This window comes from Marinobacter salinexigens (assembly GCF_008370345.1).
Classification (GTDB): Bacteria; Pseudomonadota; Gammaproteobacteria; order Pseudomonadales; family Oleiphilaceae; genus Marinobacter; species Marinobacter salinexigens.
The window spans coordinates 164,711-187,033 of sequence record NZ_VTUU01000002.1 but is presented as its reverse complement, the minus strand read 5'-3'; the positions used below and the strand labels follow the sequence as shown (position 1 = coordinate 187,033).

Annotated in this window: 21 protein-coding genes; 5 read left to right on the top strand and 16 right to left on the bottom strand. The window is 56.9% G+C overall.

Annotated elements, in window-relative coordinates:
• Positions 1-6: 6 nt before the first annotated feature.
• Positions 7-1,365 (top strand): flagellar hook-length control protein FliK, encoded by a 1,359-nt coding sequence (gene fliK / locus FWJ25_RS05345; protein ID WP_149599617.1) that lies wholly within the window; start codon positions 7-9, stop codon positions 1,363-1,365.
• Positions 1,362-1,682 carry an EscU/YscU/HrcU family type III secretion system export apparatus switch protein gene (locus FWJ25_RS05340; protein WP_149599231.1) on the top strand — a complete coding sequence of 107 codons (321 nt, stop codon included), beginning with the start codon at positions 1,362-1,364 and terminating at the stop codon, positions 1,680-1,682. The genes fliK and FWJ25_RS05340 overlap by 4 nt, the downstream gene beginning before the upstream one ends.
• Here the strand turns inward: FWJ25_RS05340 and FWJ25_RS05335 are convergent.
• The 16 genes from FWJ25_RS05335 to flhA all read right to left on the bottom strand — a co-directional run bounded on the left by FWJ25_RS05335 (position 1,668) and on the right by flhA (position 19,258).
• Positions 1,668-2,768 carry an ATP-binding protein gene (locus FWJ25_RS05335; RefSeq protein ID WP_149599230.1) on the bottom strand — a complete coding sequence of 367 codons (1,101 nt, stop codon included), beginning with the start codon at positions 2,766-2,768 and terminating at the stop codon, positions 1,668-1,670. The genes FWJ25_RS05340 and FWJ25_RS05335 overlap by 15 nt on opposite strands.
• Complete coding sequence (locus tag FWJ25_RS05330; RefSeq protein WP_149599229.1) at positions 2,765-5,053, bottom strand: ATPase, T2SS/T4P/T4SS family; 2,289 nt, start codon at positions 5,051-5,053, stop codon at positions 2,765-2,767. The genes FWJ25_RS05335 and FWJ25_RS05330 overlap by 4 nt, the downstream gene beginning before the upstream one ends.
• 25 nt (positions 5,054-5,078) lie before the next feature.
• The gene (locus FWJ25_RS05325; protein ID WP_149599228.1) at positions 5,079-5,471 is read right to left on the bottom strand and encodes a DUF2802 domain-containing protein; all 393 of its coding nucleotides are present in this window, start codon (positions 5,469-5,471) and stop codon (positions 5,079-5,081) included.
• 57 nt (positions 5,472-5,528) lie between these two features.
• Positions 5,529-6,017 (bottom strand): chemotaxis protein CheW, encoded by a 489-nt coding sequence (locus FWJ25_RS05320; protein WP_149599227.1) that lies wholly within the window; start codon positions 6,015-6,017, stop codon positions 5,529-5,531.
• Between the two features lie 135 nt (positions 6,018-6,152).
• The gene (locus FWJ25_RS05315) at positions 6,153-6,917 is read right to left on the bottom strand and encodes a chemotaxis protein CheW (RefSeq protein ID WP_149599226.1); all 765 of its coding nucleotides are present in this window, start codon (positions 6,915-6,917) and stop codon (positions 6,153-6,155) included.
• Positions 6,910-7,707, bottom strand: a complete 798-nt coding sequence (locus tag FWJ25_RS05310) for a ParA family protein (RefSeq protein ID WP_149599225.1) — start codon at positions 7,705-7,707, stop codon at positions 6,910-6,912. Before FWJ25_RS05310 ends, FWJ25_RS05315 begins: the two co-directional genes overlap by 8 nt.
• Positions 7,708-7,905: 198 nt before the next feature.
• Entirely contained in the window at positions 7,906-8,688 is a 783-nt protein-coding gene (gene motD / locus FWJ25_RS05305; RefSeq protein ID WP_149599616.1) for a flagellar motor protein MotD, read from the bottom strand.
• 17 nt (positions 8,689-8,705) lie between these two features.
• The gene (locus tag FWJ25_RS05300; RefSeq protein WP_149599224.1) at positions 8,706-9,446 is read right to left on the bottom strand and encodes a flagellar motor protein; all 741 of its coding nucleotides are present in this window, start codon (positions 9,444-9,446) and stop codon (positions 8,706-8,708) included.
• Positions 9,446-10,603: a protein-glutamate methylesterase/protein-glutamine glutaminase gene (locus FWJ25_RS05295; RefSeq protein ID WP_149599223.1), complete on the bottom strand. Its 1,158-nt coding sequence runs from the start codon at positions 10,601-10,603 to the stop codon at positions 9,446-9,448. Before FWJ25_RS05295 ends, FWJ25_RS05300 begins: the two co-directional genes overlap by 1 nt.
• A gap of 41 nt (positions 10,604-10,644) precedes the next feature.
• Entirely contained in the window at positions 10,645-12,786 is a 2,142-nt protein-coding gene (locus FWJ25_RS05290; RefSeq protein WP_149599222.1) for a chemotaxis protein CheA, read from the bottom strand.
• Positions 12,787-12,803: 17 nt separating this feature from the next.
• Positions 12,804-13,589, bottom strand: a complete 786-nt coding sequence (locus tag FWJ25_RS05285) for a protein phosphatase CheZ (RefSeq protein WP_149599221.1) — start codon at positions 13,587-13,589, stop codon at positions 12,804-12,806.
• Between the two features lie 20 nt (positions 13,590-13,609).
• On the bottom strand, positions 13,610-13,993 hold the full coding sequence (cheY, locus tag FWJ25_RS05280) for a chemotaxis response regulator CheY (protein ID WP_149599220.1): 384 nt from the start codon (positions 13,991-13,993) through the stop codon (positions 13,610-13,612).
• A gap of 160 nt (positions 13,994-14,153) precedes the next feature.
• Positions 14,154-14,894 (bottom strand): RNA polymerase sigma factor FliA, encoded by a 741-nt coding sequence (locus tag FWJ25_RS05275; protein WP_149599219.1) that lies wholly within the window; start codon positions 14,892-14,894, stop codon positions 14,154-14,156.
• 30 nt (positions 14,895-14,924) lie between these two features.
• Entirely contained in the window at positions 14,925-15,737 is an 813-nt protein-coding gene (locus tag FWJ25_RS05270; RefSeq protein ID WP_149599218.1) for a MinD/ParA family protein, read from the bottom strand.
• 8 nt (positions 15,738-15,745) lie between these two features.
• On the bottom strand, positions 15,746-17,029 hold the full coding sequence (gene flhF, locus FWJ25_RS05265) for a flagellar biosynthesis GTPase FlhF (protein WP_149599217.1): 1,284 nt from the start codon (positions 17,027-17,029) through the stop codon (positions 15,746-15,748).
• Positions 17,030-17,086: 57 nt separating this feature from the next.
• The gene (gene flhA / locus FWJ25_RS05260) at positions 17,087-19,258 is read right to left on the bottom strand and encodes a flagellar biosynthesis protein FlhA (RefSeq protein ID WP_149599216.1); all 2,172 of its coding nucleotides are present in this window, start codon (positions 19,256-19,258) and stop codon (positions 17,087-17,089) included.
• 217 nt (positions 19,259-19,475) lie between these two features.
• On the opposite strand from flhA, the gene upp reads away from it, so the two are divergent.
• Genes upp through FWJ25_RS05245 form a run of 3 tightly spaced genes read left to right on the top strand, consistent with a single transcriptional unit; the run spans position 19,476 to position 22,208 of the window.
• A complete protein-coding gene (gene upp, locus FWJ25_RS05255) occupies positions 19,476-20,114 on the top strand; it encodes a uracil phosphoribosyltransferase (RefSeq protein ID WP_149599215.1) in 639 nt (212 codons plus the stop codon).
• Between the two features lie 2 nt (positions 20,115-20,116).
• A complete protein-coding gene (locus FWJ25_RS05250) occupies positions 20,117-21,373 on the top strand; it encodes a uracil-xanthine permease family protein (protein ID WP_149599214.1) in 1,257 nt (418 codons plus the stop codon).
• The gene (locus FWJ25_RS05245) at positions 21,354-22,208 is read left to right on the top strand and encodes a class I SAM-dependent methyltransferase (RefSeq protein ID WP_149599213.1); all 855 of its coding nucleotides are present in this window, start codon (positions 21,354-21,356) and stop codon (positions 22,206-22,208) included. The genes FWJ25_RS05250 and FWJ25_RS05245 overlap by 20 nt, the downstream gene beginning before the upstream one ends.
• Positions 22,209-22,323 lie beyond the last annotated feature (115 nt).

The following is a 22,323-nucleotide window of genomic DNA, read 5'->3' as shown; positions in this document are numbered from 1 at the left end:
TTGGCAATGAAACTACCTGGCAGCCAACCACCACCTCAGCCCTCGCCTTCATCCAGGAGCACACCGCCCGGAAGCGGCGATACGGCCTCGCCTGCGCGTGAGTCTGTCGGGCTATCCGCCCGCCAACAACTTGATGCCTTGCAGCTCTCCAACCGCGAAACGGCATTGGCACGGGTCACTCAGGTCATCCAGCAGCAAGGCAACGGGGCTTCAGAGCTGTTGCTTGATGTACGCGGCAAGTCCCTGCTGGTTCAGGCTGCGACGGGCAAGACCGAGATTTCGGCTGGTGACTGGGTCAAGATTATGCGGGCAGGCAATGAACTCCAGCTGATAGGCAAGCTCGGCCTGGCCCGGGAAGCGGGCATCGCTCAGGCCCTCGCTCAACGTATGCCATGGCAACACAACCTGCAGGCGGGGCTCGCAAATCTTCTGACCAGTCTGGGCCAGGGGCTGAAGCCGGAGCTGGCACCTGGCCAGCTGCCCTCCACCGTGCAACCTCAACCATTGCCCGAGGCGGCTCGCCAGGCCATTGCACAGGTTTTGTCGCGCCTGCCGACGAGTTCCAGCCTTTCACCGGGTTCCGGGAGTCATGAGTCCACCCCCGGTCAGGTAAAACAGTGGCTGTCGGAAAGTGGCCTTTTTGCGGAATCACGGCTGACACAGGCACCGTCCGCGTCTTTGCCAGACCTGAAGCTCGCCATTACACGCATGATTACTGCGCTTCTGGCACAACAGAATAAAGGGCCGGAGGCATTCAACCGGTTGACCCCACTGACCAGCTCCGATCTGGTTCAGGCACCTCTGCAATTCCCACAGGCCATGGCCAATACTCAAACGGCATCGGCAGGCAGCGAGCCCACCACGGTCGCTCAGACACTGCGACTGCTCGCTGGCATGCTGAACCGTATTACTGTGAACCAGTTGCACAGCCAGGTACTTTCTGCCCGGGTCGGCGGCGATGCAGGCCCCGCCCCGGCATCAACCCTGCTGATCGAGCTGCCCTGGCTGACACCCCAGAATGAGCCCCGAACCGCGCAGTTGCGGATCGAGCAGCATGATCGGGACACCGGCAGAGGCCGCAGCACACCGAGGGCCGCACGCAGCGAATGGCGCCTGAGCCTGGCAATGGACCTGGACAGCGCCGGTCAGCTGCATTTTGACGTCTCGTTGCGCCAACAGAACGTCAGTGCCCGGGTCTGGGCGGAACGCCAGGAAACACTCCGGCAGGTCAATGAAGAGCTGCCCTTACTCCGGCGAAGCCTGACCGACCTTGGGCTGGAGGTAACCGACCTTGAGTGCCGCCGGGGCAGGCCTCAGGGTGCGCCAACCCGACTCGAACACAGACTGGTGGACACGAAGGCATGACAGACAAGCAGGCGGAGGTCGGAAGCAACGCCGCTGTGGCGCTGAAGTACGACGGTGAAAAGGCTCCCACCATCACCGCGACAGGTACCCACGAACTGGCCGAGGAAATCATCAGAATTGCCAGGGAGCACAATGTCCCCCTGTACGAAAATGCAGAACTGGCCAGCATTCTTGCCCGCCTGTCGCTGAACGAGGAAATTCCGGAAAACCTGTACCGGGTAATCGCCGAAATTCTGGCTTTCGCGTTCCATATCCGGGGCCGAACGCCCTCGGACACCAGACCCGACCAGCCTGCAGAAGGATCACTGGATCAGTGATCGCATCTCCCATGCCTGGCGCCAGTTGTCACCGGTACGAAGCGCCACGGTGGTTTCAAAGTAGTGGCGTAACCGACGACGATCTTCTGGCTGATCTTTTAATGCCGAACCGATAATGTGATGCATCAGCTGTTCTACCGTCATGGCTCCGCCTCCGTAATACCAGGCAGAAAGACTGGCCGCATGCGCCACTGACACCGCCTCCGCGGTTGACAGTGCTGCCCCGGCCAGACGATCGGTACTACGCCCATCCATTGTCTGGCCGCTACGGAGTTCATGGAACATGGTCACCAATACCTCGATCACCGACTCTTCCAGATCCACCTCAATGCCGGCCCGGCGATTGGCTTTACGGACTTCCCGAAGCACCACCGCCATCTCGTCCTGAAGATTCCGTATCGGACGAATCTCTTCGAAATCCATACGGCGTTTCAGTGCGGCGCTCATGGTATGCACGCCCTCGTCGATACTGTTCGACGTGGCAACAACATTAAATCCTTCCCGGGCAAGCACAATGCCATCATCGCCTGCCAGTTCCGGTATGACCACAACCCGGTCCGAGAGCACAGATAACAAAGCGTCCTGCAAGGCCTGAGGGCATCGGGCGAGCTCCTCGAAACGAACGATCTGGCCATCCATCATCCCCCTTAACAGGGGGCTGGGCACGAGCGCCTTACGGCACGGGCCTTCAGTCCGGAGAATGGCTTCGTTCCAACTGTATAGAAGCTGCCCCACATTACTGACAGCCCCGCCCTGCAGGGTGAGCGTGGATACCCCAGAGATCGCTGCCGCCAGCAGTTCCGACAGCCAGGACTTGGCCGTGCCTGGCTCCCCGACCAGCAGCGAACCGCGACTGGTACACAGGGAAATGATAATGCGGATCACCATGGCTGGATCGGCCACAAATTTCGGCTCTATCCCCAGAGATTCATCTCCCATCACAAACTTTTCAACCGCCCGTGGCGACATCTGCCATCCGGCCGGCACCGGGCCGAGGTCTTCGGCTGAGAGCCTGGCCAGCTCCTCTGCGTAGGTCACCTCGACAGGCTCCCGCTGGGCAGCTTTCATCTCCTTATGACTCTTCATAGACTACCCCTCCGGCCACCACGAACTTCCGGCGCCATACGCTCCCTGGGCAGGATCCGTGGCAGCTCGGACAACGGGATAAGGCCTTCAATCACGTGGTCGAGTGCGCTATCACGCATGGTTACCAGACCGGCATCCAGCGCCCTCCAGCGAAGCTCCCCTACCGGCGGCTGGCTTGATATAGCGTTGCGGATATCAGAATCCACTTCCATGTATTCCACGATCGCAACCCGGCCATGGGTGCCGCGACCATTGCAGTTATCACAGCCTTTCCCTTCGAAGCATCGAAAATCTGCAGGAGGACCATCCGGGAAGAGCTCGGCCAATATGGCCGGGTCCGGCGTTGCAGGTTTTCGGCAATGGGTACATATCCGTTTCGCCAGGCGCTGGGCAATCACCGCGAGCAGTTCCCCGGCAATCGAGTTGGGGTGTACCCCCAGGTCGTAAAGCCGCTGCAGCGAATCCACGGCATCGTTACAGTGAAGGGTGGAGAGAACCACGTGCCCCGTCTGGGAAGCCCTGATGGCCTCCAGTGCCGTTTCCTGATCACGAATTTCTCCCACCAGAATGACATCCGGATCTTCCCGCACAAACGCCCTCATGGCGTCGGCAAACCCAAACCCGATTTCCGTCCTGACCCGGGTCTGCTGAATGTTGTCTATGGAGTATTCAATGGGATCTTCGACAGTGATTACCTTTCGGCGCCCGTCATCCGCCAGTGTCTGCAGGCCAGCGTATAGCGTTGTGGATTTGCCTGATCCGGTCGGCCCAACCACCAGAACCAGGCCTGCCGGGTTATCCAGAAGGCGCTGGTAGCGGCTTCCGATGTGTTTCGACATGCCCAGTTCAGCAATGGTCATCGCCCGGCCCGTCTGTGGCAACAGGCGGATGATGGCGTTTTCGCCGTGCAGGGATGGCTGGGTCTGAATTCGCAAGTCGTAGGCCATATTGGCCAGCTGGAGCCTGGAACGCCCTCCTTGCGGAAGACGGTGTTCGGCAATATTCAGCTCCGCACGAAGCTTTATGACGTTGATGACACCTTTGATCTCCCGAGGTGACAGCTGGTATTGCGGCAAGTCGTGAAGGTCGCCATCCACCCGGAGGCGGATCCGAACGCGGCCTTCGTACTGCTCAATGTGGATATCACTGGCTTTCTCACTCACCGCATCCAGCAGAATGGCTTCATAAACAGACACCAGATAGGGGCTGACATGGCCATTACTTTTGCTTTGGTCATCACCCAGCAGTGCCCCGCCACCCTGTTCTCCCTCACGCTCAGACTCAGGGTGGCGTGCATGGTCCGCAACAAAATGACGACCTTTAACCGTCAGATCCAACGCGGACCAGAGGCGTCGAAAATCCGTCGGGGTAACCAGCACACATTCAACACTCTGATTTGGAGTCATCCGCTCCAGCTGGTCGGTGCGCGCGTCCGGATCATCCGTCGCAACCACCATTTTGCCCTGCTCTTCGGCAACCGGAATCATTCTGGAGAGGTCGAGGAAGGTACGTGAGAATCGACGGAAGAGCTCCGGCCGGAGTCCGTTCAGTAACTCGTCGCCTTCCCGGAATGCCATGCCCCGCTGACGCCCGAGGGATTTGTACAGGTCGATTTCTTCGAGATTGAGTTTGCGCCGCAAAAGGTCCAGCAGACGGCAGTTCTGCTTCTCAGCTTCCTGCTTGGCATCCGCCAGGTGTTGCTCGTCGATAATGCCCAGATCAATCAGAATCTGCTCGGAACTGCGATTGAAGTCGACCCACCCCAGCGTCCTCACCCGTTCAAGTTTGCCATGTCGCTTCTCGAACATGGCCAGGCTGGGCACAGGACCGGCGCTTCCTTCCAGGCAAGCCAAAAGCCCGCCATCACGGAGATAAGGCGCAACAACGGCACGGTCTTTCAGGAATGTGGTGCAGAGGACAACATCGCAAAGCTGATCGAGGCCCAGCGCCTCTTCGATCGGCCGGGGAATGACATCCACGTTGTGTTTACCGAGACGGAAAAAGCGCTTTCTGGCCGCTTCGGCAACCTCATCGTTCCGCTCAACGTAGATGACCCGCTGGGCCAGCCCGGAGAGCACAGCAGCAACATAGCCTGCGCCGCCGCCCACGTGCATAACCACCTGATCCGGTTCCACCTCCGGCATGAGGTCAAGTATGTGGCTGACAGTATCTTCCCGGGGAATGGAGTGGCCGGTGATAGATCCGGCGAGGTCCGTACCAGCGACGAATTCGTGGCGGGATACAGCAAGGAGGGCCTCCAGGGCCCTCGGATAGAGTTTTTTCATTAAGCAAAGCCTAAACGACGACGTTTCAGGCTGCCTGGCGCTTCCTTAAAGCTGACACCAGCTCGGCCTCTGGACGGGAAATCCCGCACGTATTCATAAGATCGTCGATCTCAGCACCCAAATCAACCAGGCGTGATGCCTCATCATAGGAAATTCTGAGCGGATCATTCTGGCGCATTTCATCCTGGGTTGTCCGAAGCTCATGAAGCTGACGTTCACAAGCCACCAACCGCTGGCCAACGCCCATGCTGCCACTGGCAGTGGCATGGAGTTCCCGGCCGAGGGTATCGCAACGTTCTTTCAGTGAGGCCCTGAGCTGTCTGATCTGGCAGCCCTGAATCACGCCCTGAACCAACACCAGACAAATCGCGGCGGCGGTCAGACCCCAGGGAACATAGGAAGGAATTTCTGCAAACATGACGGACGTCTCCCGTTGTTAATGACGAAAGGCGTCCACCGGTATCGCTGCAAAGGGTTACAGCGCGGCGATTTCCGCCCATTCGTTTTCAGTCAGCATTTTGTCGAACTCAACCAGAATGATCAGTTCGCCATCCTTATTGCACACGCCCTGAATAAACTTGGCGCTTTCCTCGTTACCCACGTTCGGTGCAGTTTCAATCTCGCTGGACTTCAGGTAGACCACCTCAGCCACGGAATCCACCAGAATACCCATCACCTGGTTGGCAGATTCCATCACCACAATCCGGGTGGCGTCCGTGACATCCGCATCCGCCAGCCCGAACCGGCGACGGGTATCGATCACAGTGACCACGTTGCCCCGCAGGTTGATGATACCGAGTACATAATCCGGTGCTCCCGGAACCGGGGCAATCTCGGTGTATCTCAGCACTTCCTGGATCTGCATGACATTCAGACCGTAGGTCTCATCATCCAGACGGAAGGTCACATACTGCAGTACCTGATCGTCCTGGGTCTGATTCGGTTGTCCGCTAGGGGAAGCCATAGTGCTAGATCTCCTGTGTGGCTGCCTCGCGGGCAACCTGATCGTCAAAAATTCATCATCAGTGCCCAATACTATAGTTAAGGGCACAAACCGTGCCAGTCATGCACGGTTTCATTGAGTAACTGAAGTATTCTTTTAATTCAGATCGAGGTGATGTTCCCGCTCAGCCCGGACCAGAAGATCTGACATGGTACCCACATCAATCAGGGCACACATGTGATCAATCACTGTTCCCGCCAGCCAGGGACGCTTGCTCCGCGCTGTACGCCAACGCACCTCGTCGGGACTGAGTGTAAACGACTGCGCCACATCATCACAGGCCAGCCCCCAATCACTGTTGTCGAGGCGGATCACAAAACGATAATTGTCCCTGGCACCGTCTGGCACACGCCCGGCCATAATCCATTCCGCAGTATCCACAACCCGAAGGTTATGATCGCGGTCCGCACGAATGCCCATGTACCAACGGGGGCTGCCGGGGATTGGCCGTATTTCTTCTTCAATACGGTGGATCGCGCCCAGCAGAATCAGCGGTACCGCAAGTTGCAACCCCGCCACGGTGAAGATCAGGCATTCGAACGGCTCTTCAGACCAATGCGGCCGGCTCGGCGGCGTGATCAGCCCGGGCTTTGGCTCGGGTGCGACCGGCTCGGCGGGGGCAACCGCAACGTCGGGTGCGGGTTCTGGCTCCAGCTCTGGCTCTGGTTCTGGCCCGGGCTCGGGCTCGGGCTCGGGCTCGGGCTCGGGCTCGGGCTCGGGCTCGGGGACAAGAAGCTGTGGCAACGCTTCCTCAGCGTCTTCCAGACGCGCCGAATCCGTTGCTGTGTGCAACAGATCGTCGAGGTAGCTGGCAATGGCGCTGGCCGGACTAGCCAGCTTTGTCAATTTTTCGTCAGCCATGCTGACGTTCCTTCATGGCCTCGGTTCGGGCAAGCAGATCATCCAGCAAGTGGGTGTAGGCCCTTACGCCATGGGTAGAAGCGTCCAGCGCGGACGGCGTTTTGCCAGCCTGGCTCGCATCACGAAACTTGGTATCCACGGGAATCGCAAAACGCCAGAGATTGTCCTGGTAGGTCTTACGAAGCAGATTGAGACTTTTGACTGAAGCCTGGGTCCGCCGGTCAAACAGGGTTGGCACGATCGTGTACGGCAGTTCGTTTTTCTGCGAACGCATAATCATCTGCAGGGTATGCAGCATCCGCTCTAACCCTTTGATAGCCAGAAATTCAGTTTGAACAGGGATAATCAAGTGCTGGGCCGCCGCCAACGCGTTTACCATGAGAACACCCAGAGAAGGTGTGTTGTCCAGAATGACATAATCAAAATCATCCCACAGCTGGGCCAGTGCCCGGGAGATAATCAACCCCATTCCTTCCACCCCAACCATTCGGCGTTCAAGGGTTGCCAGGGCGGTACTTGCAGGCAACAACGACAGGCCGGGGCATCCGGTATCCGTAATCAGCTGAGCAGGAAGCCCGTCAGGCACCTTTCCCTGATGCTGGAATAAATCGAATACGCTATGGGCAATGGTGTCCGGATCATATCCAAACCAGGTGGTGAGAGAACCGTGGGGGTCCAGATCGGCCACCAGAACCCGCTTGCCGCGTTCGGCCAATAACCCACCCAAAGCAACCACCGACGTGGTTTTCCCGACTCCACCCTTCTGATTGGCTACTGCCCAGATTCGCACGCTTGCTTCTCCAGAAATACATCACTGCGTTCAGTGTTCATTACGGCCTACCGTTTTATCGGCCGAAAACGTCCCGACTTGAATCGGAAGGCTCCAACTCACGGAGAGAACGGCAAGCTATTGCCGCCTTCAATTGATTACAAGGGAGTAATACAGAAACCATGCCAATGGCGGAATACACGGAAACCGAGAGCAGGCCTAACGCATGGCGCCACGGATGCTGGCATCGCGGGAAATCAGCAATACCACCCTGCGGTTCCGCCGCCGCCCCTCGTCTGTGTCATTGCGGGCAACCGGCTGGTATTGCCCATACCCCACCGCCGCGAGACGTTCGGGTTCAATACCTTCCATCGTCAGCATTCGAACAACCGCAGACGCCCTGGCTACCGATAGTTCCCAGTTTGACGGGAAACGATTGGTACTTATCGGCTGATTATCCGTGAAACCCTCGACACGAACGGCATTGTCACGATCCCTGAGTACCACCGCGATTTTTTCAACCACTTCAAAAGCATCGTAGTGGGGCTCCGCATCGCCACTGCCAAAGAGCATGCTGTTGGGGAGGTTCAGTTCCAGCCAGGTGTCGCTGGTTTCCAGGGTAACCACTCCCTGATTAATCAATTCGTCAAACTCCAGTGCCAGCCGATCAGCCATGGCTCGCAACGCTTCCGTGCGCGCCTGTGCATCCATCTCCGGATTCCTCGGGGCTTCGGTCACCGGAGGCATAATGACTTCGTCGCTGGGAGTATTGAGGGAACGCTGAGGATTATCGCCCACTTCAATGGGCTGAAAGGATCGCTGCGGCGCATTAAACACCCCGGTCAGAGTTTCAGAAAGCACCTTGTACTTGCCTTCGTTGACCGACGACACCGCATACATGACCACAAAGAACGCAAACAGCAGCGTGATGAAATCCGCGTAGGAGATCAGCCACCGCTCCTTGTTGTGAAGGTCATCCTGGGGTTGCTTGCGGCGCCGCATAGTTGGCCTGCGCATGGTTACTGCAGGAAGCCCCGCAGTCTGAGTTCGATGGATTTCGGGTTTTCGCCTTCTGCGATCGCGATGATGCCTTCGATCATCATATCCTCATAACGGGTCCGCTCACGGACGATGCCGCGCAGCTTGTTGGCCACTGGGAAAAACAGCAGATTGGCCAGTGCAACACCGTAGATAGTTGCCACGAAAGCGGTCGCAATACCTGCGCCCAGCGACTGCGGATCTTCGAGGTTGGTCATTACCTGAATCAACCCCATGACCGCGCCGATAATGCCAATGGTCGGAGAGTACCCTCCCATGGCCTCAAACACCTTTGCCGATTCAAGATCGCGCTGTTCGCGCGATTCGAGGTCGACTTCCATGATACTGCGAATGGTCTCCGTCTCGGCGCCGTCCACCAGCAACTGAAGACCTTTACGCGCGAACCTCTCAGGCTCCTTTTCTGCCAGACCTTCCAGACCGAGCAGGCCCTGCTTTCGGGCTTTGACACTCCAGTCGATCACCTTGCCAATCCCATCCTCAAGGCTGACAAAGGGAGGCAGAAATACCCAACGAGCCTGGGCAAAGGCCCTCTTCAGCAGCGGCCAGGATGTCTGGAGAATCGTCGCGGCAAAGGTTCCGCCAACCACAATCAGCGCTGCCGGTCCGTTAAACAGGGAACCCAGAGCGCCGCCTTCCAGCAGGTTGCCGCCGAGAATCGCCGCAAAGGCCAGAACAATACCCAGAAGACTGAGGATGTCCATCAGCAGACACCTTCAATGAGTCGCGGGCCCACCTCGTCCAGTGACAATACCTCGTCAGACAGCCCCGCTTTTGCAACGGCCATTGGCATGCCGTAGATCACCGAAGATTTCTCATCCTGGGACCAGACATCCGAGCCGGTCTGCTTCATCATCCGGCACCCTTCCCTGCCGTCAGCCCCCATCCCGGTCAGGATCACACCCAGGGTTTTGCCGGGAAAGCTCCGGGCCAGGGAACCAAAGGTGACATCGACACACGGTTTGTAGTTCAACCGTTCATCGCCGGGAAGAATACGCACCCGGGCCTGCCCACCTCGATTTTCAATCATCATCTGCTTGCCACCCGGAGCCAGCAGGGCCAGACCGGGTTTAAGAATATCTCCTTCCTCAGCCTGGCGAACTTCGATCCGGCACAGTTTGTTCAGCCGTTCCGCGAACGCCGGCGTAAAACTGGCAGGCATGTGTTGCACCAGTACAAGGGGAGCAGGGAACGAGGCAGGCAAGGTTGTCAGCACCCGCTGAAGCGCTACCGGGCCGCCAGTGGAGGTACCGATGCCGACAACACTGTAATGTTTGGCAGGTCCTTTTTTCCGGGCCGGCCGCCTTGGTTCCTCGGCGACCAGAGGCTTTTCAGGAACTCGGGGGCGCTGTCCAAGCGGCGACCGGGTAGTCACCCTTGCCGGAGTTTCATGGCGAGATCCGGCTGGCGCCAATGTCGGTTTGGAGGGAGCCGTAGAAGCAGGCGTCGGTCGGGAGCCCGGACGACTACCGGCCACGTCCAGAATACGCTGAATCAGGATCTTCTGAAGCTGGCTGTTATCCTTGGCGATTTCCTCGAAATTCTTCGGCAGGAAATCGACCGCTCCAGCTTCCAGAGCATCCAGAGTGACCCGGGCACCTTCGTACGTCAGCGACGAGAACATCAGCACCGGCGTAGGACGCTTTTTCATGATTTCCCGAACCGCAGAAATACCATCAAGCACAGGCATTTCATAATCCATGGTAATGACGTCCGGACGAAGCTTCTCCGCCAGTTCAATGCCCTCACGACCATTGGTAGCAGCGCCTACCACTTTGATCTGGCCTGAAGCGGTCAGGATTTCCGTCAGCCGTTTTCTAAAAAAGCCTGAATCATCAACGACCAGGACAGAAACTGTCATCCATTTCTCCTACCGATACCCTATCCCTGCAACCGGCCAGCTCAACTGTAATGCTGCAACAGGCTGGGAACATCAATAATCAGCGCAATGCGGCCATCACCAGTGATTGTGGCGCCCGCCATGCCCGGGGTGCCCTGGAGCGCTTTGCCGAGTGGCTTGATAACCACTTCTTCCTGCCCAATCAGCTGATCGACAACGAAACCAACCTGTTTGGTTCCCATGGCCACAATCACCACGTGAGCATTTTCCGGCTCGGGCTGGCCTGCAGCATCCCTGACCAACCAACGCTTCACATGGAACAGCGGGAATACCTTATCCCGAACCACAATGCATTCCTTGCCATCCACCACGTTGGTCTTGGTGAGATCGAGGTGGAAGATCTCAACCACGTTCACCAGTGGCAGAGCAAAGGACTGATCCCCAAGCATGATCATCAGGGTCGGCATGATCGCCAGGGTCAGAGGCACCTTGATGATGATGCTGGAACCTTTACCCAGTTCGGAAACAATATTGATCTGCCCGTTCAACTGGCCGATTTTGGTTTTGACCACGTCCATACCCACACCGCGGCCGGATACATCCGAAATCTGCTCTTTGGTTGAGAACCCAGCGGCGAAGATCAGATTGAAGCATTCGTTGTCTGTCAGACGATCTGCAGCATCCTGATCATAGAGGCCTTTCTCCACCGCTTTGCGACGAAGAACCTCGGGGTCCATACCCGCACCGTCGTCTTCAATGGACAGCAGAATATGGTCACCTTCCTGCTCAGCGGACAGGGTTACCGTCCCTTTGCGAGGCTTACCGGCGGCTTCGCGAACATCCGGTGCTTCAATGCCATGATCGACCGAGTTACGAACCAGGTGAACCAACGGATCAGACAGCGCTTCGACCAGATTCTTATCGAGGTCGGTTTCTTCGCCGTGCATCACAAGGTTCACTTCTTTCTTGAGGTTCCGGGCGAGATCACGGACTACCCGAGGGAACCGTCCAAACACCTTTTTGATCGGCTGCATGCGTGTTTGCATGACAGCTGACTGAAGGTCGGTCGTTACCACATCAAGGTTGGACACAGCCTTGTGCATCTGCTCATCTTCGCTCTCCGCACCCAGACGCTGCAACCGGTTACGTACCAGGACCAGCTCACCCACCATGTTCATGATGTCATCAAGGCGCTTGGTATCGACCCGGACCGTGGTCTCAGCCACAGGTGCAGCTTCACGAGCAGGAGCTGCTGACTTGGCTTCGGCTTTAGGATCCGGCTTTACTTCCGGTTTAGGCGCAGGAGCCGGCTTAGTCGTAGCCTTGGGCTTCGGCGATTCCGCTTCAGGCGGTTTCTCAGCCTCGCTGCCGTTTCCGGACTGCGCTGTCGGCGCGCCACCTTTACCGTGCAATTCGTCCAGCAGTTTTTCAAACTCGTCATCAGTGATCAGATCGTCACTGCCCGCCGACGCAACAGGCTCAGGGCTGCCCGAGCTATCCTCCGCAGGGGTGGCTGCACCGGAGAACTGCCCCTTACCGTGCAGCTCATCCAGCAAAGCTTCGAATTCATCGTCGGTAATTTCATCATCACCGGTTGACGGTGCTACAGATGAGTCACTGCTTTCCGGCTCAGCCGCAGGCGCTGCGTGGCCGGGAGCACCTCCGTCATGAAGGGCATCCAGCAGCTTCTCAAATTCTTCGTCGGTGATATCTCCACCGTCATCTTCAGCGCCAGCTGAATTCTCAGCCGGGGCCACACTTTCTATCTCGACAACCGCCTGAGGCTCCTCAACAGGCGCACTGGCGCCTTCCCCCTCAGGCAAAGCAAACGCATCAAGGGCTGCAATCAGCTCTGCCGGCGCAGGCGTCGGCTCTTCGTGATTACGAACTTCCTCGAACATGGCGTTGACGTTATCCAGAGCTTCCAGGACAACGTCCATCAATTCCGAACTGACCTTACGCTTGTGATTCCGCAGGATGTCGAACACGTTTTCCGCAGAGTGGCAACAGTTTACGAGAGCATCCAGTTGAAGGAACCCAGCGCCACCTTTTACGGTGTGAAATCCACGGAAGATGGCGTTGAGCAGATCGCTGTCTTCTGGATGTTGCTCAAGATCTACCAACTGCTCGGACAGCTTTTCGAGTATCTCGCCTGCTTCCACAAGGAAGTCCTGCAGGATCTCTTCATCAGCATCAAACGCCATGCGTCATCCTCTTATATTCAGAAACCGAGACTGGACAGCAAGTCATCGACATCGTCCTGTCCCGAAACTACATCTTCACGCTCTGCCGCTTTGATTTGAGGACCGACGCCCTGCTCTGGCGACTCCACCTTTTCCTCAATCTGATGCACGGTACCGGTAAGCTGATCAACGTGACTCGCCATCACAACCAGGCTGAGCATCTGCTCCTCGACCTCTTTCACCAGGGTGGTCACTTTCTGGATCACCTGCCCGGTAAGGTCCTGAAAATCCTGTGCCAACAGAATCTCGGACAGATTCCCGTACATGGTGTCGGAGTCTTTCACCAGGCCCACAAAGAACCTGTCTATACGACCATACAGTTCCCGGAATTCCGCAGGCTCCATTTCCCGTCGCCGCAGCCGCTGCCATTCATCCCGTAGCGCAGTCGCTTCCTCACGGACACCGCTTGCCACTGGCATGGTTTCTTCCACCAGGTCCATTGTGCGGTTAGCCGCCTCACCCGTCATCTGAACGACGTACTCAAGCCGATCAGACGCATCCGTCATCTTCGACAGAGCTTCCTGTTGTTCCGCATTGCGGGGATCAATCTGGAAGTTTCGTATGGCTTCGTGAAGACTCCGGGTAAGACGCCCAACTTCGCGGTACAGACTCTGATCGCGAACGTCGCTGAGTTCATTGATCAGAGTCATCGCACGGGCAAAATCTTCGCTCTGTGCACTTTCAGCGAGTTCTACCGCCTGCTGTTTCAGTTTTTCTGCAACCTCTGGCTCAAGGCCGCGATGGGTCTGTTTGCTATCGCTCATGAGAGCCACCCGACCTCTGCTTATTGGATGCGTTCAAAAATCTTTTCGATTTTTTCCTTGAGGACAGCCGCAGTAAACGGTTTTACCACATAACCATTCACCCCGGCCTGGGCAGCGGCGACAATCTGATCCCGCTTCGCCTCAGCTGTCACCATCAGAACCGGCAGGGTCTTCAGGTTTTCGTCAGCACGCACGGCCTTGAGCAGGTCAAAACCGGTCATGCCCGGCATGTTCCAGTCCGTCACCAGAAAATCGTATTTACCGCTTTTCAGCATTGGCAACGCGGTATTGCCATCATCGGCTTCATCCGTGTTGGTAAAGCCGAGATCTCGCAGCAGGTTCTTGATGATCCGTCGCATCGTGGAAAAGTCATCCACGATGAGGATTTTCATGTTCTTGTCCAATGGGACCTCCGTTTGTAACACCCGGAATTCGTTTGACCTTTGCGTTCGAAGTCTAGCAGGCCGCTGGTTTAACTGCTTATTTTCAGTTCTTTATCCCGGTTGTAAAGCACCGGTTACCAAAAACTACAGAGCACTATCGCCCGTACACATGAACGAACGGCTACCCCATCCCCTGTTGCCAGTCGGATAAACGCCCGCGAAGCCTCAAGGCTGCCTGACTATGGATCTGGCTGACCCGGCTTTCACTGACTCCCAGCACGGCACCAATTTCCTTCAGGTTCAGTTCTTCCTGGTAGTAAAGGCTCAACACCAGTTTCTCCCGTTCCGGGAGTTCTTCGATGGCCGAAGCCAGGCTTCGACGAAAGGCATCGGACGCCAGGCCTTCGAGCGGGTTATCACTCGTCTCTGATTCTTCTATCGGCAGCTCACCGGATTCATTGAGCTCATCCAGACTAAAAAGTCGGCCACTGTTGGCGTCAGACAGGGAGGAATGGTATTCGGAGAGATTCACGCCCAACTCTTCGGCAACTTCGGAGTCCTGGGCTTCGCGGCCAAGACGGTCTTCAACGGCCTTGATCGCCTGAGAGATTCTGCGGGCATTACGATGAACTGACCGGGGAACCCAATCGCCCTTCCGGATTTCATCAACCATCGCTCCCCTGATGCGGATGCCCGCGTAGGTTTCGAAGGTCGCCCCCTTGGTAGCACTGTATCGTTGGGCGGCCTCAAGCAGTCCAATCATTCCAGCCTGCATAAGGTCGTCGAGTTGCACCGAGTCCGGTAGCCGGGCCATCAGGTGCAGGGCAATTTTTTTGACCAGCGGCGCATGTTCCTCTATCAGGCGGGAGGGCCCCTGCGCGCTAGCCTGCTGGTACATTCCCAGTTGTTTCGCCAATGCCACGTATCCGGTGTTGTTTTGACTGGATCAGATTCAGACTTCGACGAGCCGCTCCACGAAAAATTCAAGGTGGCCGCGGGGTGTTGAAGGTAGCGGCCAGCTATCCACTTTATCCGCCAGGGCTTTGATGGCCAAAGATGCTTTCGCCCGGGGGTAAGCATCCAGAACCGCACGCTGCCGTTGCACCGCCTTTTTGATGGCCTCGTCATACGGCACCATCCCTACATATTGTAGTGCCACATCAAGAAAGCGCTCGGTAACTCGGGTAAGTTTTTCAAACAGATGACGGCCTTCCTGTTCATTACGAACCTGATTGGCAAGAATGCGGAAACGGTTTGTGCCGTAATCCCGGTTCATCAACTTTATCAGAGCATAGGCATCGGTAATCGACGTAGGCTCGTCACAGACAACCAGAAGGAGTTCCTGAGAGGCGCGAAGGAAACTGACAACGGATTCGGAAATACCCGCAGCCGTATCAACGATCAGCACATCAATCTGATCACCCAGTTCACTGAACGCATTGATCAGCCCGGCATGTTCCATGGGACTGAGCTGCGTCATGCGTTGGGTTCCCGACGACGCGGGTACGATCTTGATACCGCCAGGGCCATTCACTAAAACGTCTTTGAGATCGCAGTCACCAGAGAGAACATCCGCCAGATTCCGGCTTGCGGTAAGGCCCAGCAAAACATCAATGTTGGCAAGACCAAGGTCAGCATCGAGCAGAACAACACGACGACCTTTTTCTGCCAGGGCGATGCCGAGGTTTACCGAGACATTGCTCTTGCCAACCCCGCCTTTACCACCGGTTACCGCAATCACCTGCACCGGATGTGATTTGCTCATAGTCTCTATCAGGCTCCTTCGGCGACTGTCTGCTGTTGCTTGAGTATTTTCAGCCGCTCCACTGCCAGTCGCACCAGAGGAACCGCTTCTGCGTGATGCAGATCCTCGGGGATCTTCTGGCCGTCAGTGTAGTAAGCCACCGGCAATCCGGTTTCCATGACAAACCCAAGCGATTCCCCGAGCGTCAGGGCTTCGTCGATTTTGGTCATGACGCAACCCGCGAGATTTGCCATCTTATAGCAATGCCAGACGGATTTCATGATACGCGGCTGGCTGGTGGCAGAAACCACCAGATGGGTACGGATATTGTGATGACTGCGGGCCAGTTCAGCCAGCTGCTCCTGGTACCCCCGATCAGCACTGGTCAGCCCTGCCGTATCGATCAGCACCAGATGGCGGTCAGATAGTTCGTCAAGAATATCATCCAGTGAATGACTCTCATCCACCACTCGTACAGGTACATTCAGGATACGCCCGAATACGAACAGTTGCTCATGGGCTGCGACCCGGTATCGGTCCGTGGTTACCAGTGCCAGAGAGTCCGCGCCGTGACGCAGCACGTAGCGGGCCGCCAGCTTGCCAATTGTCGTGGTCTTACCCGAACCTGTAGGGCCTACAAGGGCGTACACTCCACCCTCGTCCAGCCATTCATGGCGAGACGTGCGCACACCGGTCGCCAGCATCTTCAGGGACTGCTTCCAACCATCTTCCAACCGGCCACCACGGTGGCGATGGGACAGTGACGCGGCCAGCTCTGCGCCCAGGCCGAATTCCTGCAACCGTTCTGACAACCGCTGCTGTACGGCACTATTGCCGGTTTGGGCCGGGTCACTCTGGCGGCCACTCATCAAATCCCTGAGTGAACTGATCTCAGCTCGCATTTGTGCCAGCTCATTGGTGTACCCAATGGGCTCCTTCGGCTGGGATGGAGCAAAATCAAAATCGCTATCAACACTGTCATCAGGAATCACCGCGTCCATATAGGATGCTCCGTGGCCGGCTCGCTTTTCGCGCACCGCCCGAATGCGATCCCGGGAACGGCCCAGTTCCTCTTCCAGCTGACGATGATGGTCCGCCTGCATTTCAGCCAACCGTGAACCGTTGGTTGCCTCCCTGGCTTTCTCGCCAAGGTTCTGGCGCGCCATATTTTCGTCGTAATCCAGCGCTGTCACGATTTCGACGCCACCGTCTACCCGGCGATTGGAGAGAATGACGGCATCAGGCCCCATCTGTTCACTGACCTGCTTCAGCGCCTCTGCCATTGACTGAGCAAAAAAACGTTTAACTTTCATGCTGTTTTATCCTCCACCGGCGACTGGTTTGCGCTGGCTTTACCTGTCCGTGGCCCGTTACTGGCCAACAGACGCGACAATCGTGATCTGTTTGTTATCCGGTATTTCCTGGTACGAGAGCACATGAAGGCGTTCTACCCCATAGCTGGCAAACTTCGCCAGGACCGGTCGCAATGGCCCGGAAACCAACAAGATGGCGGGTTTGCCGAGCATTTCCTGCCGCTGAACACTGTCCTGCAATGATCGCTGCAGCTTCTCGACCATGTTCGGCTCCAGGACCATGCCAATATCGTCCTGACCGCCGGATTGTTGACTCTGCTGAACAGACTTCAGCAATAACTGTTCCAACTCCGGATCCAGGGTGATAACCGGTATCTCAGCCTCGTTGCCACATATGCTCTGCACAATCATCCGGCGCAACGCCTGACGGGCAACCGTGGTCAACAGCTTCGGATCCTGACTCTTCGGATGGACATTCACGATGGATTCCGCAATGGAACGCATGTCGCGGATTGGCACTTCTTCGCGCAACAGACTCTGCAGCACCTTCAACAGGAGGCTGATGGAAATTGTCGTCGGCACCAACTCTTCCGCAAGTTTCGGCGACATTTTCTCCAGCTGATCGAGCCACTTCTGGACTTCCTCATGCCCCAACAACTCGTGCGCATGCTTCTGTAGCACCTGATTGAGATGGGTCGCGACAACCGTACTGGCGTCCACCACGGTATAGCCGAGGGTCTGAGCCTGATCTTTCTTGTCCGGCTCAATCCAGCAAGCATCCAGACCAAAGGCCGGATCCTTGCCCTCAATACCTTCAACCTTGCCGAACACCTGCCCCGGATCAATCGCCAGTTCCCGCTCCGGGTGGATCTCGGCCTCGGCGATGGTGACGCCCATCAGGGTGATGCGATACACATTCGGCATCAGATCCAGGTTGTCTCGTATGTGGACTGACGGCATCAGGAAGCCAAGATCCTGCGACAGTTTCTTGCGTACCCCCTTGATCCGGCTGAGCAACTGACCACCCTGGGATTTATCGACCAAAGGTATCAGACGGTAACCCACTTCCAGGCCGACAATATCGACTGTCGCTACATCATCCCAACCCAATTCCTTCGTCTCCCCCGGCGCAGGCAACTGACCTGCCGGCTCACCACCACCCGGCGGCAAATCACGCCCGGCAGGACGCACACCGGGGGCCGGACCACCGCGACCCGGGAATGCACCCTCTTCCTCAACGGTTTGCCGGTCCTGCTTCCAGATGTACCAGGCCGCACCTGCTGCAATGCCACCCAGCCCCAGAAAAGCCACATGAGGCATACCCGGAATCAGGCCGAGAATGATCAGAATGCCGGCTGCAATAGCCAATGCCTTGGGCGCGCTGAACATCTGCTGGATAATCTGCCCGCCCATGTCCTGACTGGATGTAACCCTGGTTACCATGATCGCGGCTGAAGTGGAGAGCAGCAGCGACGGGATCTGGGCAACAAGGCCGTCACCAATAGTCAGCAAGGCATAACGCTGCATCGCCAGGCCAAAGTCCAGTCCGTGCTGGAGCATGCCGATGGCGACACCACCAACGATGTTGATGGCCAGGATCAACAGACCGGCCACCGCATCGCCTTTCACAAACTTGGAAGCACCGTCCATCGAACCGTAGAAATCCGCTTCCTGAGCGATTTCGGCACGTCGGTGCTTGGCTTCATCCTGATTGATCAGGCCAGCATTCAGGTCAGCATCAATCGCCATTTGCTTGCCCGGCATGGCATCCAACGTGAAACGCGCGCTAACTTCAGACACCCGGCCCGCACCTTTGGTGACTACCAGGAAGTTGATAATCATCAGGATCGCGAAGACCACCAGGCCTACCGCGTAGTTACCGCCAATCAAAACTGCGCCAAAGGACTCGATAACCTTACCGGCTGCATCTCCTCCCTCGTGACCTTCCAGCAGGACAATTCGGGTGGAGGCAACATTCAACGCCAGCCGCAACAGCGTGGCAACCAGCAGCACCGTCGGGAATGAGGCGAACTCCATCGGCCGCAGTGCATACACACACACCAGCAGGATGACAATGGACAGGGTGATATTGAAGGTGAAGAAGACGTCGAGCAGAAACGCCGGCATCGGCAGAATCATCATACCCAGCAGCCCCATCAACATGATGGGAATACCGAGATTTCCCTGCGTCAGGGATTTGACGTTATTGAGGACTAAAGCTCTGTCCATGCCGGGAACATCTCCGCGTGGCTGCGCCAACAGGCGTTTTCAGGGTCGAAAATCTGACGTAGAAACGTCTTTCAAGAGAGTTATCGCAAGATCCGTACCACTCCTTATGCAGTTTCGCTACAAATCTCTCCGCGCCGCCTGACGCGACATGCCAGATACGGTATCCTTTTCAGCATTTGTACGCTTTCCTCAACAATCCAGACACACAGGTGACCCCATGCCAATCCACGAGGTGAAACACCCGCTGATTCAACACAAGCTTGGCCTGATGCGCCGCGCGGATATCAGCACCAAGAACTTCCGCGAACTGGCCCAGGAAGTCGGCACCCTGCTGACGTACGAAGCCACCAAGGATTTCAGTCTGCAGGAAGAAACCATTGAAGGCTGGGCGGGCCCTGTCACTGTCGAACAGATCCAGGGCAAGAAGGTCACCATCGTTCCGATTCTGCGCGCCGGTCTGGGCATGCTGGACGGTGTTCTGAGCCTGATCCCCAGCGCCCGGGTCAGTGTGGTGGGCCAGATCCGGAACGAAGAAACCCTGGAAGCCAGCACCTATCTTGAAAAACTGGTTGGCGAACTCGATCAGCGCATGGCACTCATTGTTGATCCGATGCTGGCCACTGGCGGCTCCCTGATTTCCACTATCGACCTGCTCAAGAAAGCCGGCAGCACGGAAATTCGCGCGCTGGTTCTGGTTGCAGCACCGGAAGGCGTTGAAAAGGTTCTGGAAGCACATCCGGACGTATCCATCTATACGGCCTCAATTGACGAGCGGCTGAACGAAAAAGGCTATATCCTGCCAGGACTCGGTGACGCCGGTGACAAGATCTTCGGCACCAAGCAAAAGGACGTATAACCATGCTGGATCACACCAACGACCCAACCTGGAAGCAGGCTATTGCCGGCTCCCAGATGCTATTGGTCGCCTTTGGGGCTCTGGTGCTGGTGCCACTGATCACCGGCATGAACCCCAATGTCGCGCTATTTACGGCAGGTCTCGGCACCCTGATCTTTCATATCGTTACTGGCGGCCAGATTCCGATTTTCCTGGGATCTTCGTTCGCATTCATCGCACCGATCATTGCCTCCAAAGGCAAGTTCGGCATGGAAGAGACGCTCGGCGGCCTAATGGCCGCAGGCATCCTCTATGTGTTGCTTAGCGGACTGGTTCGCCTGCGTGGTACAGGGTTTATACGTAACCTGCTGCCACCAGTGGTTATCGGACCGGTGATCATGTCTATTGGTCTTGGGCTGGCTCCGGTTGCCGTCCATATGGCTTCGGGCCGGACCGGCGACGGCGCCGCCGAACTGGTGCCCTATGACACAGCTATCCTGATCGCCATGGCATCCCTGGTCACCACTATTATTGCGTCCGTCTGGGCCAAGGGCATCTTCCGACTGATTCCGATTATATTCGGCGTACTCGTTGGCTATGTCCTGTCCGCCTTTGCCGGCATTGTTGACCTCACACCGATCAAAGAAGCTGCCTGGCTGGCTGTTCCGGATTTCGTAGCACCCTCATTCAGCTGGAGCGCCATTCTGTTCATGATCCCGGTGGCCATTGCCCCCGCCATCGAACACATTGGCGATATCCTCGCCATCGGCAACATTACCCGCAAAAACTATCTGGACAAACCGGGTCTGCACCGGACGTTACTGGGCGACGGCCTGGCGACCAGTGCTGCCGCTGCATTCGGCGGACCTCCCAACACCACCTACTCCGAGGTTACCGGCGCAGTCATGCTGACCAAGAACTTCAACCCCCGGATCATGTGGTGGGCTGCGGTCGTCGCAATTGTCCTGGCCTTCGTGGGCAAGTTTGGCGCCGTCCTGCAAACCATTCCGGTTCCGGTTATGGGCGGCATCCTGTGCCTGCTGTTCGGCTCAATTGCCGTGGTGGGACTGAACACACTGATTCGCCATCAGGTGGATCTGGCTGAATCTCGCAATCTGGTGATTGTGGGTGTCACCCTGGTTTTCGGTATTGGTGGCATGGTGCTTGGGCACCTGGAAGGTATCGCGCTGTGCGCGGTCGTCGCCATCGCCCTGAACCTGGTGCTCCCTGGTCGCCGCGAGGCATGGGGAAAAGCCGTCTATGAGCAAAAAGCCGACTGACAGTTCCGGCATCAGCTTTACCGCCCTCTACACCGGTGCCGTCTGGCACCGGTACGGACTCTCCGATGACGCCCTGGCAACCGCTCAGGGCAACCTTCTCTACCGCCTGATGACCCCCTTCGAGACAGCCAGCAAGGCTGTCATCGGCGGGAATATCCGCACCTTCCTGCTACAGCGGCATCTGATCATCGACCACTTGATTGACCAGGCGATCAATGAACACGGCATCACCCAGGTTCTTGAAATCGCCTGCGGTATGTCTCCGCGAGGCATCCGGTTAAGGGAAAAACACCCGAGCTTACATATGGTCGAGGCTGATTTGCCGGATATGGCCGCAAAGAAAGCCCTCCGGTTGCTTTCTGCCGGCAGACTGGGAAGCGGACATCAGGTAACACCTGTCGATATTCTGGCGACTCACGGGGAACGAACCCTTGAAGCGGTTATCGAACGGGTTTTCGACAATGACAAGCCGATAATCGTGGTAACCGAAGGGCTGACCAGCTACTTCTCCCTGGAAGTGATCAGCAGTTTCTGGCGACGACTTGCCAATGTCATGGCCAATCGGCCCGGCTCAGTGTACCTGTCCGAAAGCTATTTCCGCCCTCGACAACCAATCCTCAAAGGCACCCTGACGGCCCTCGGAGGCATCCTGGGATCAGCTACCCGAAGTCAGGTGTCGTTCCATTTCGGCTCTGACAGGGAAGCTCATCAACATTTCATCGACTGCGGGTTCAAGACTGCAACAGTGCATGATCCACGGGCGTGGTATGGCGTGTTGCCGATACCTGAAAGTCGCGGGGAACCAATGGTTCGGGTTATAGAGGCTGGCTCCTGAGCTGACTGGACCTGTTATCCCTAGCCTTCGAGATCTGGTGGCGGATGTTTATGGGGATATTCTCCCAAAAACCGCTACGAGCACGTCCATGTGCGCTTGTTTCCGGCCATCCTTG

What these genes read in the sequence shown, in the direction of transcription:
- FWJ25_RS05340 (WP_149599231.1), top strand. Translation starts at nt 1,362, where the DNA reads ATGACAGACAAGCAGGCGGAGGTCGGAAGCAACGCCGCTGTGGCGCTG.
- flhF (WP_149599217.1), bottom strand. Translation starts at nt 17,029, where the DNA reads ATGAAAGTTAAACGTTTTTTTGCTCAGTCAATGGCAGAGGCGCTGAAG.
- FWJ25_RS05315 (WP_149599226.1), bottom strand. Translation starts at nt 6,917, where the DNA reads ATGGCTGACGAAAAATTGACAAAGCTGGCTAGTCCGGCCAGCGCCATT.
- fliK (WP_149599617.1), top strand. Translation starts at nt 7, where the DNA reads ATGAAACTACCTGGCAGCCAACCACCACCTCAGCCCTCGCCTTCATCC.
- FWJ25_RS05325 (WP_149599228.1), bottom strand. Translation starts at nt 5,471, where the DNA reads ATGTTTGCAGAAATTCCTTCCTATGTTCCCTGGGGTCTGACCGCCGCC.
- FWJ25_RS05320 (WP_149599227.1), bottom strand. Translation starts at nt 6,017, where the DNA reads ATGGCTTCCCCTAGCGGACAACCGAATCAGACCCAGGACGATCAGGTA.
- FWJ25_RS05335 (WP_149599230.1), bottom strand. Translation starts at nt 2,768, where the DNA reads ATGAAGAGTCATAAGGAGATGAAAGCTGCCCAGCGGGAGCCTGTCGAG.
- FWJ25_RS05330 (WP_149599229.1), bottom strand. Translation starts at nt 5,053, where the DNA reads ATGAAAAAACTCTATCCGAGGGCCCTGGAGGCCCTCCTTGCTGTATCC.
- upp (WP_149599215.1), top strand. Translation starts at nt 19,476, where the DNA reads ATGCCAATCCACGAGGTGAAACACCCGCTGATTCAACACAAGCTTGGC.
- FWJ25_RS05245 (WP_149599213.1), top strand. Translation starts at nt 21,354, where the DNA reads ATGAGCAAAAAGCCGACTGACAGTTCCGGCATCAGCTTTACCGCCCTC.
- FWJ25_RS05290 (WP_149599222.1), bottom strand. Translation starts at nt 12,786, where the DNA reads ATGGCGTTTGATGCTGATGAAGAGATCCTGCAGGACTTCCTTGTGGAA.
- flhA (WP_149599216.1), bottom strand. Translation starts at nt 19,258, where the DNA reads ATGGACAGAGCTTTAGTCCTCAATAACGTCAAATCCCTGACGCAGGGA.
- motD (WP_149599616.1), bottom strand. Translation starts at nt 8,688, where the DNA reads ATGCGGCGCCGCAAGCAACCCCAGGATGACCTTCACAACAAGGAGCGG.
- FWJ25_RS05285 (WP_149599221.1), bottom strand. Translation starts at nt 13,589, where the DNA reads ATGAGCGATAGCAAACAGACCCATCGCGGCCTTGAGCCAGAGGTTGCA.
- FWJ25_RS05295 (WP_149599223.1), bottom strand. Translation starts at nt 10,603, where the DNA reads ATGACAGTTTCTGTCCTGGTCGTTGATGATTCAGGCTTTTTTAGAAAA.
- FWJ25_RS05250 (WP_149599214.1), top strand. Translation starts at nt 20,117, where the DNA reads ATGCTGGATCACACCAACGACCCAACCTGGAAGCAGGCTATTGCCGGC.
- FWJ25_RS05270 (WP_149599218.1), bottom strand. Translation starts at nt 15,737, where the DNA reads ATGAGCAAATCACATCCGGTGCAGGTGATTGCGGTAACCGGTGGTAAA.
- FWJ25_RS05300 (WP_149599224.1), bottom strand. Translation starts at nt 9,446, where the DNA reads ATGGACATCCTCAGTCTTCTGGGTATTGTTCTGGCCTTTGCGGCGATT.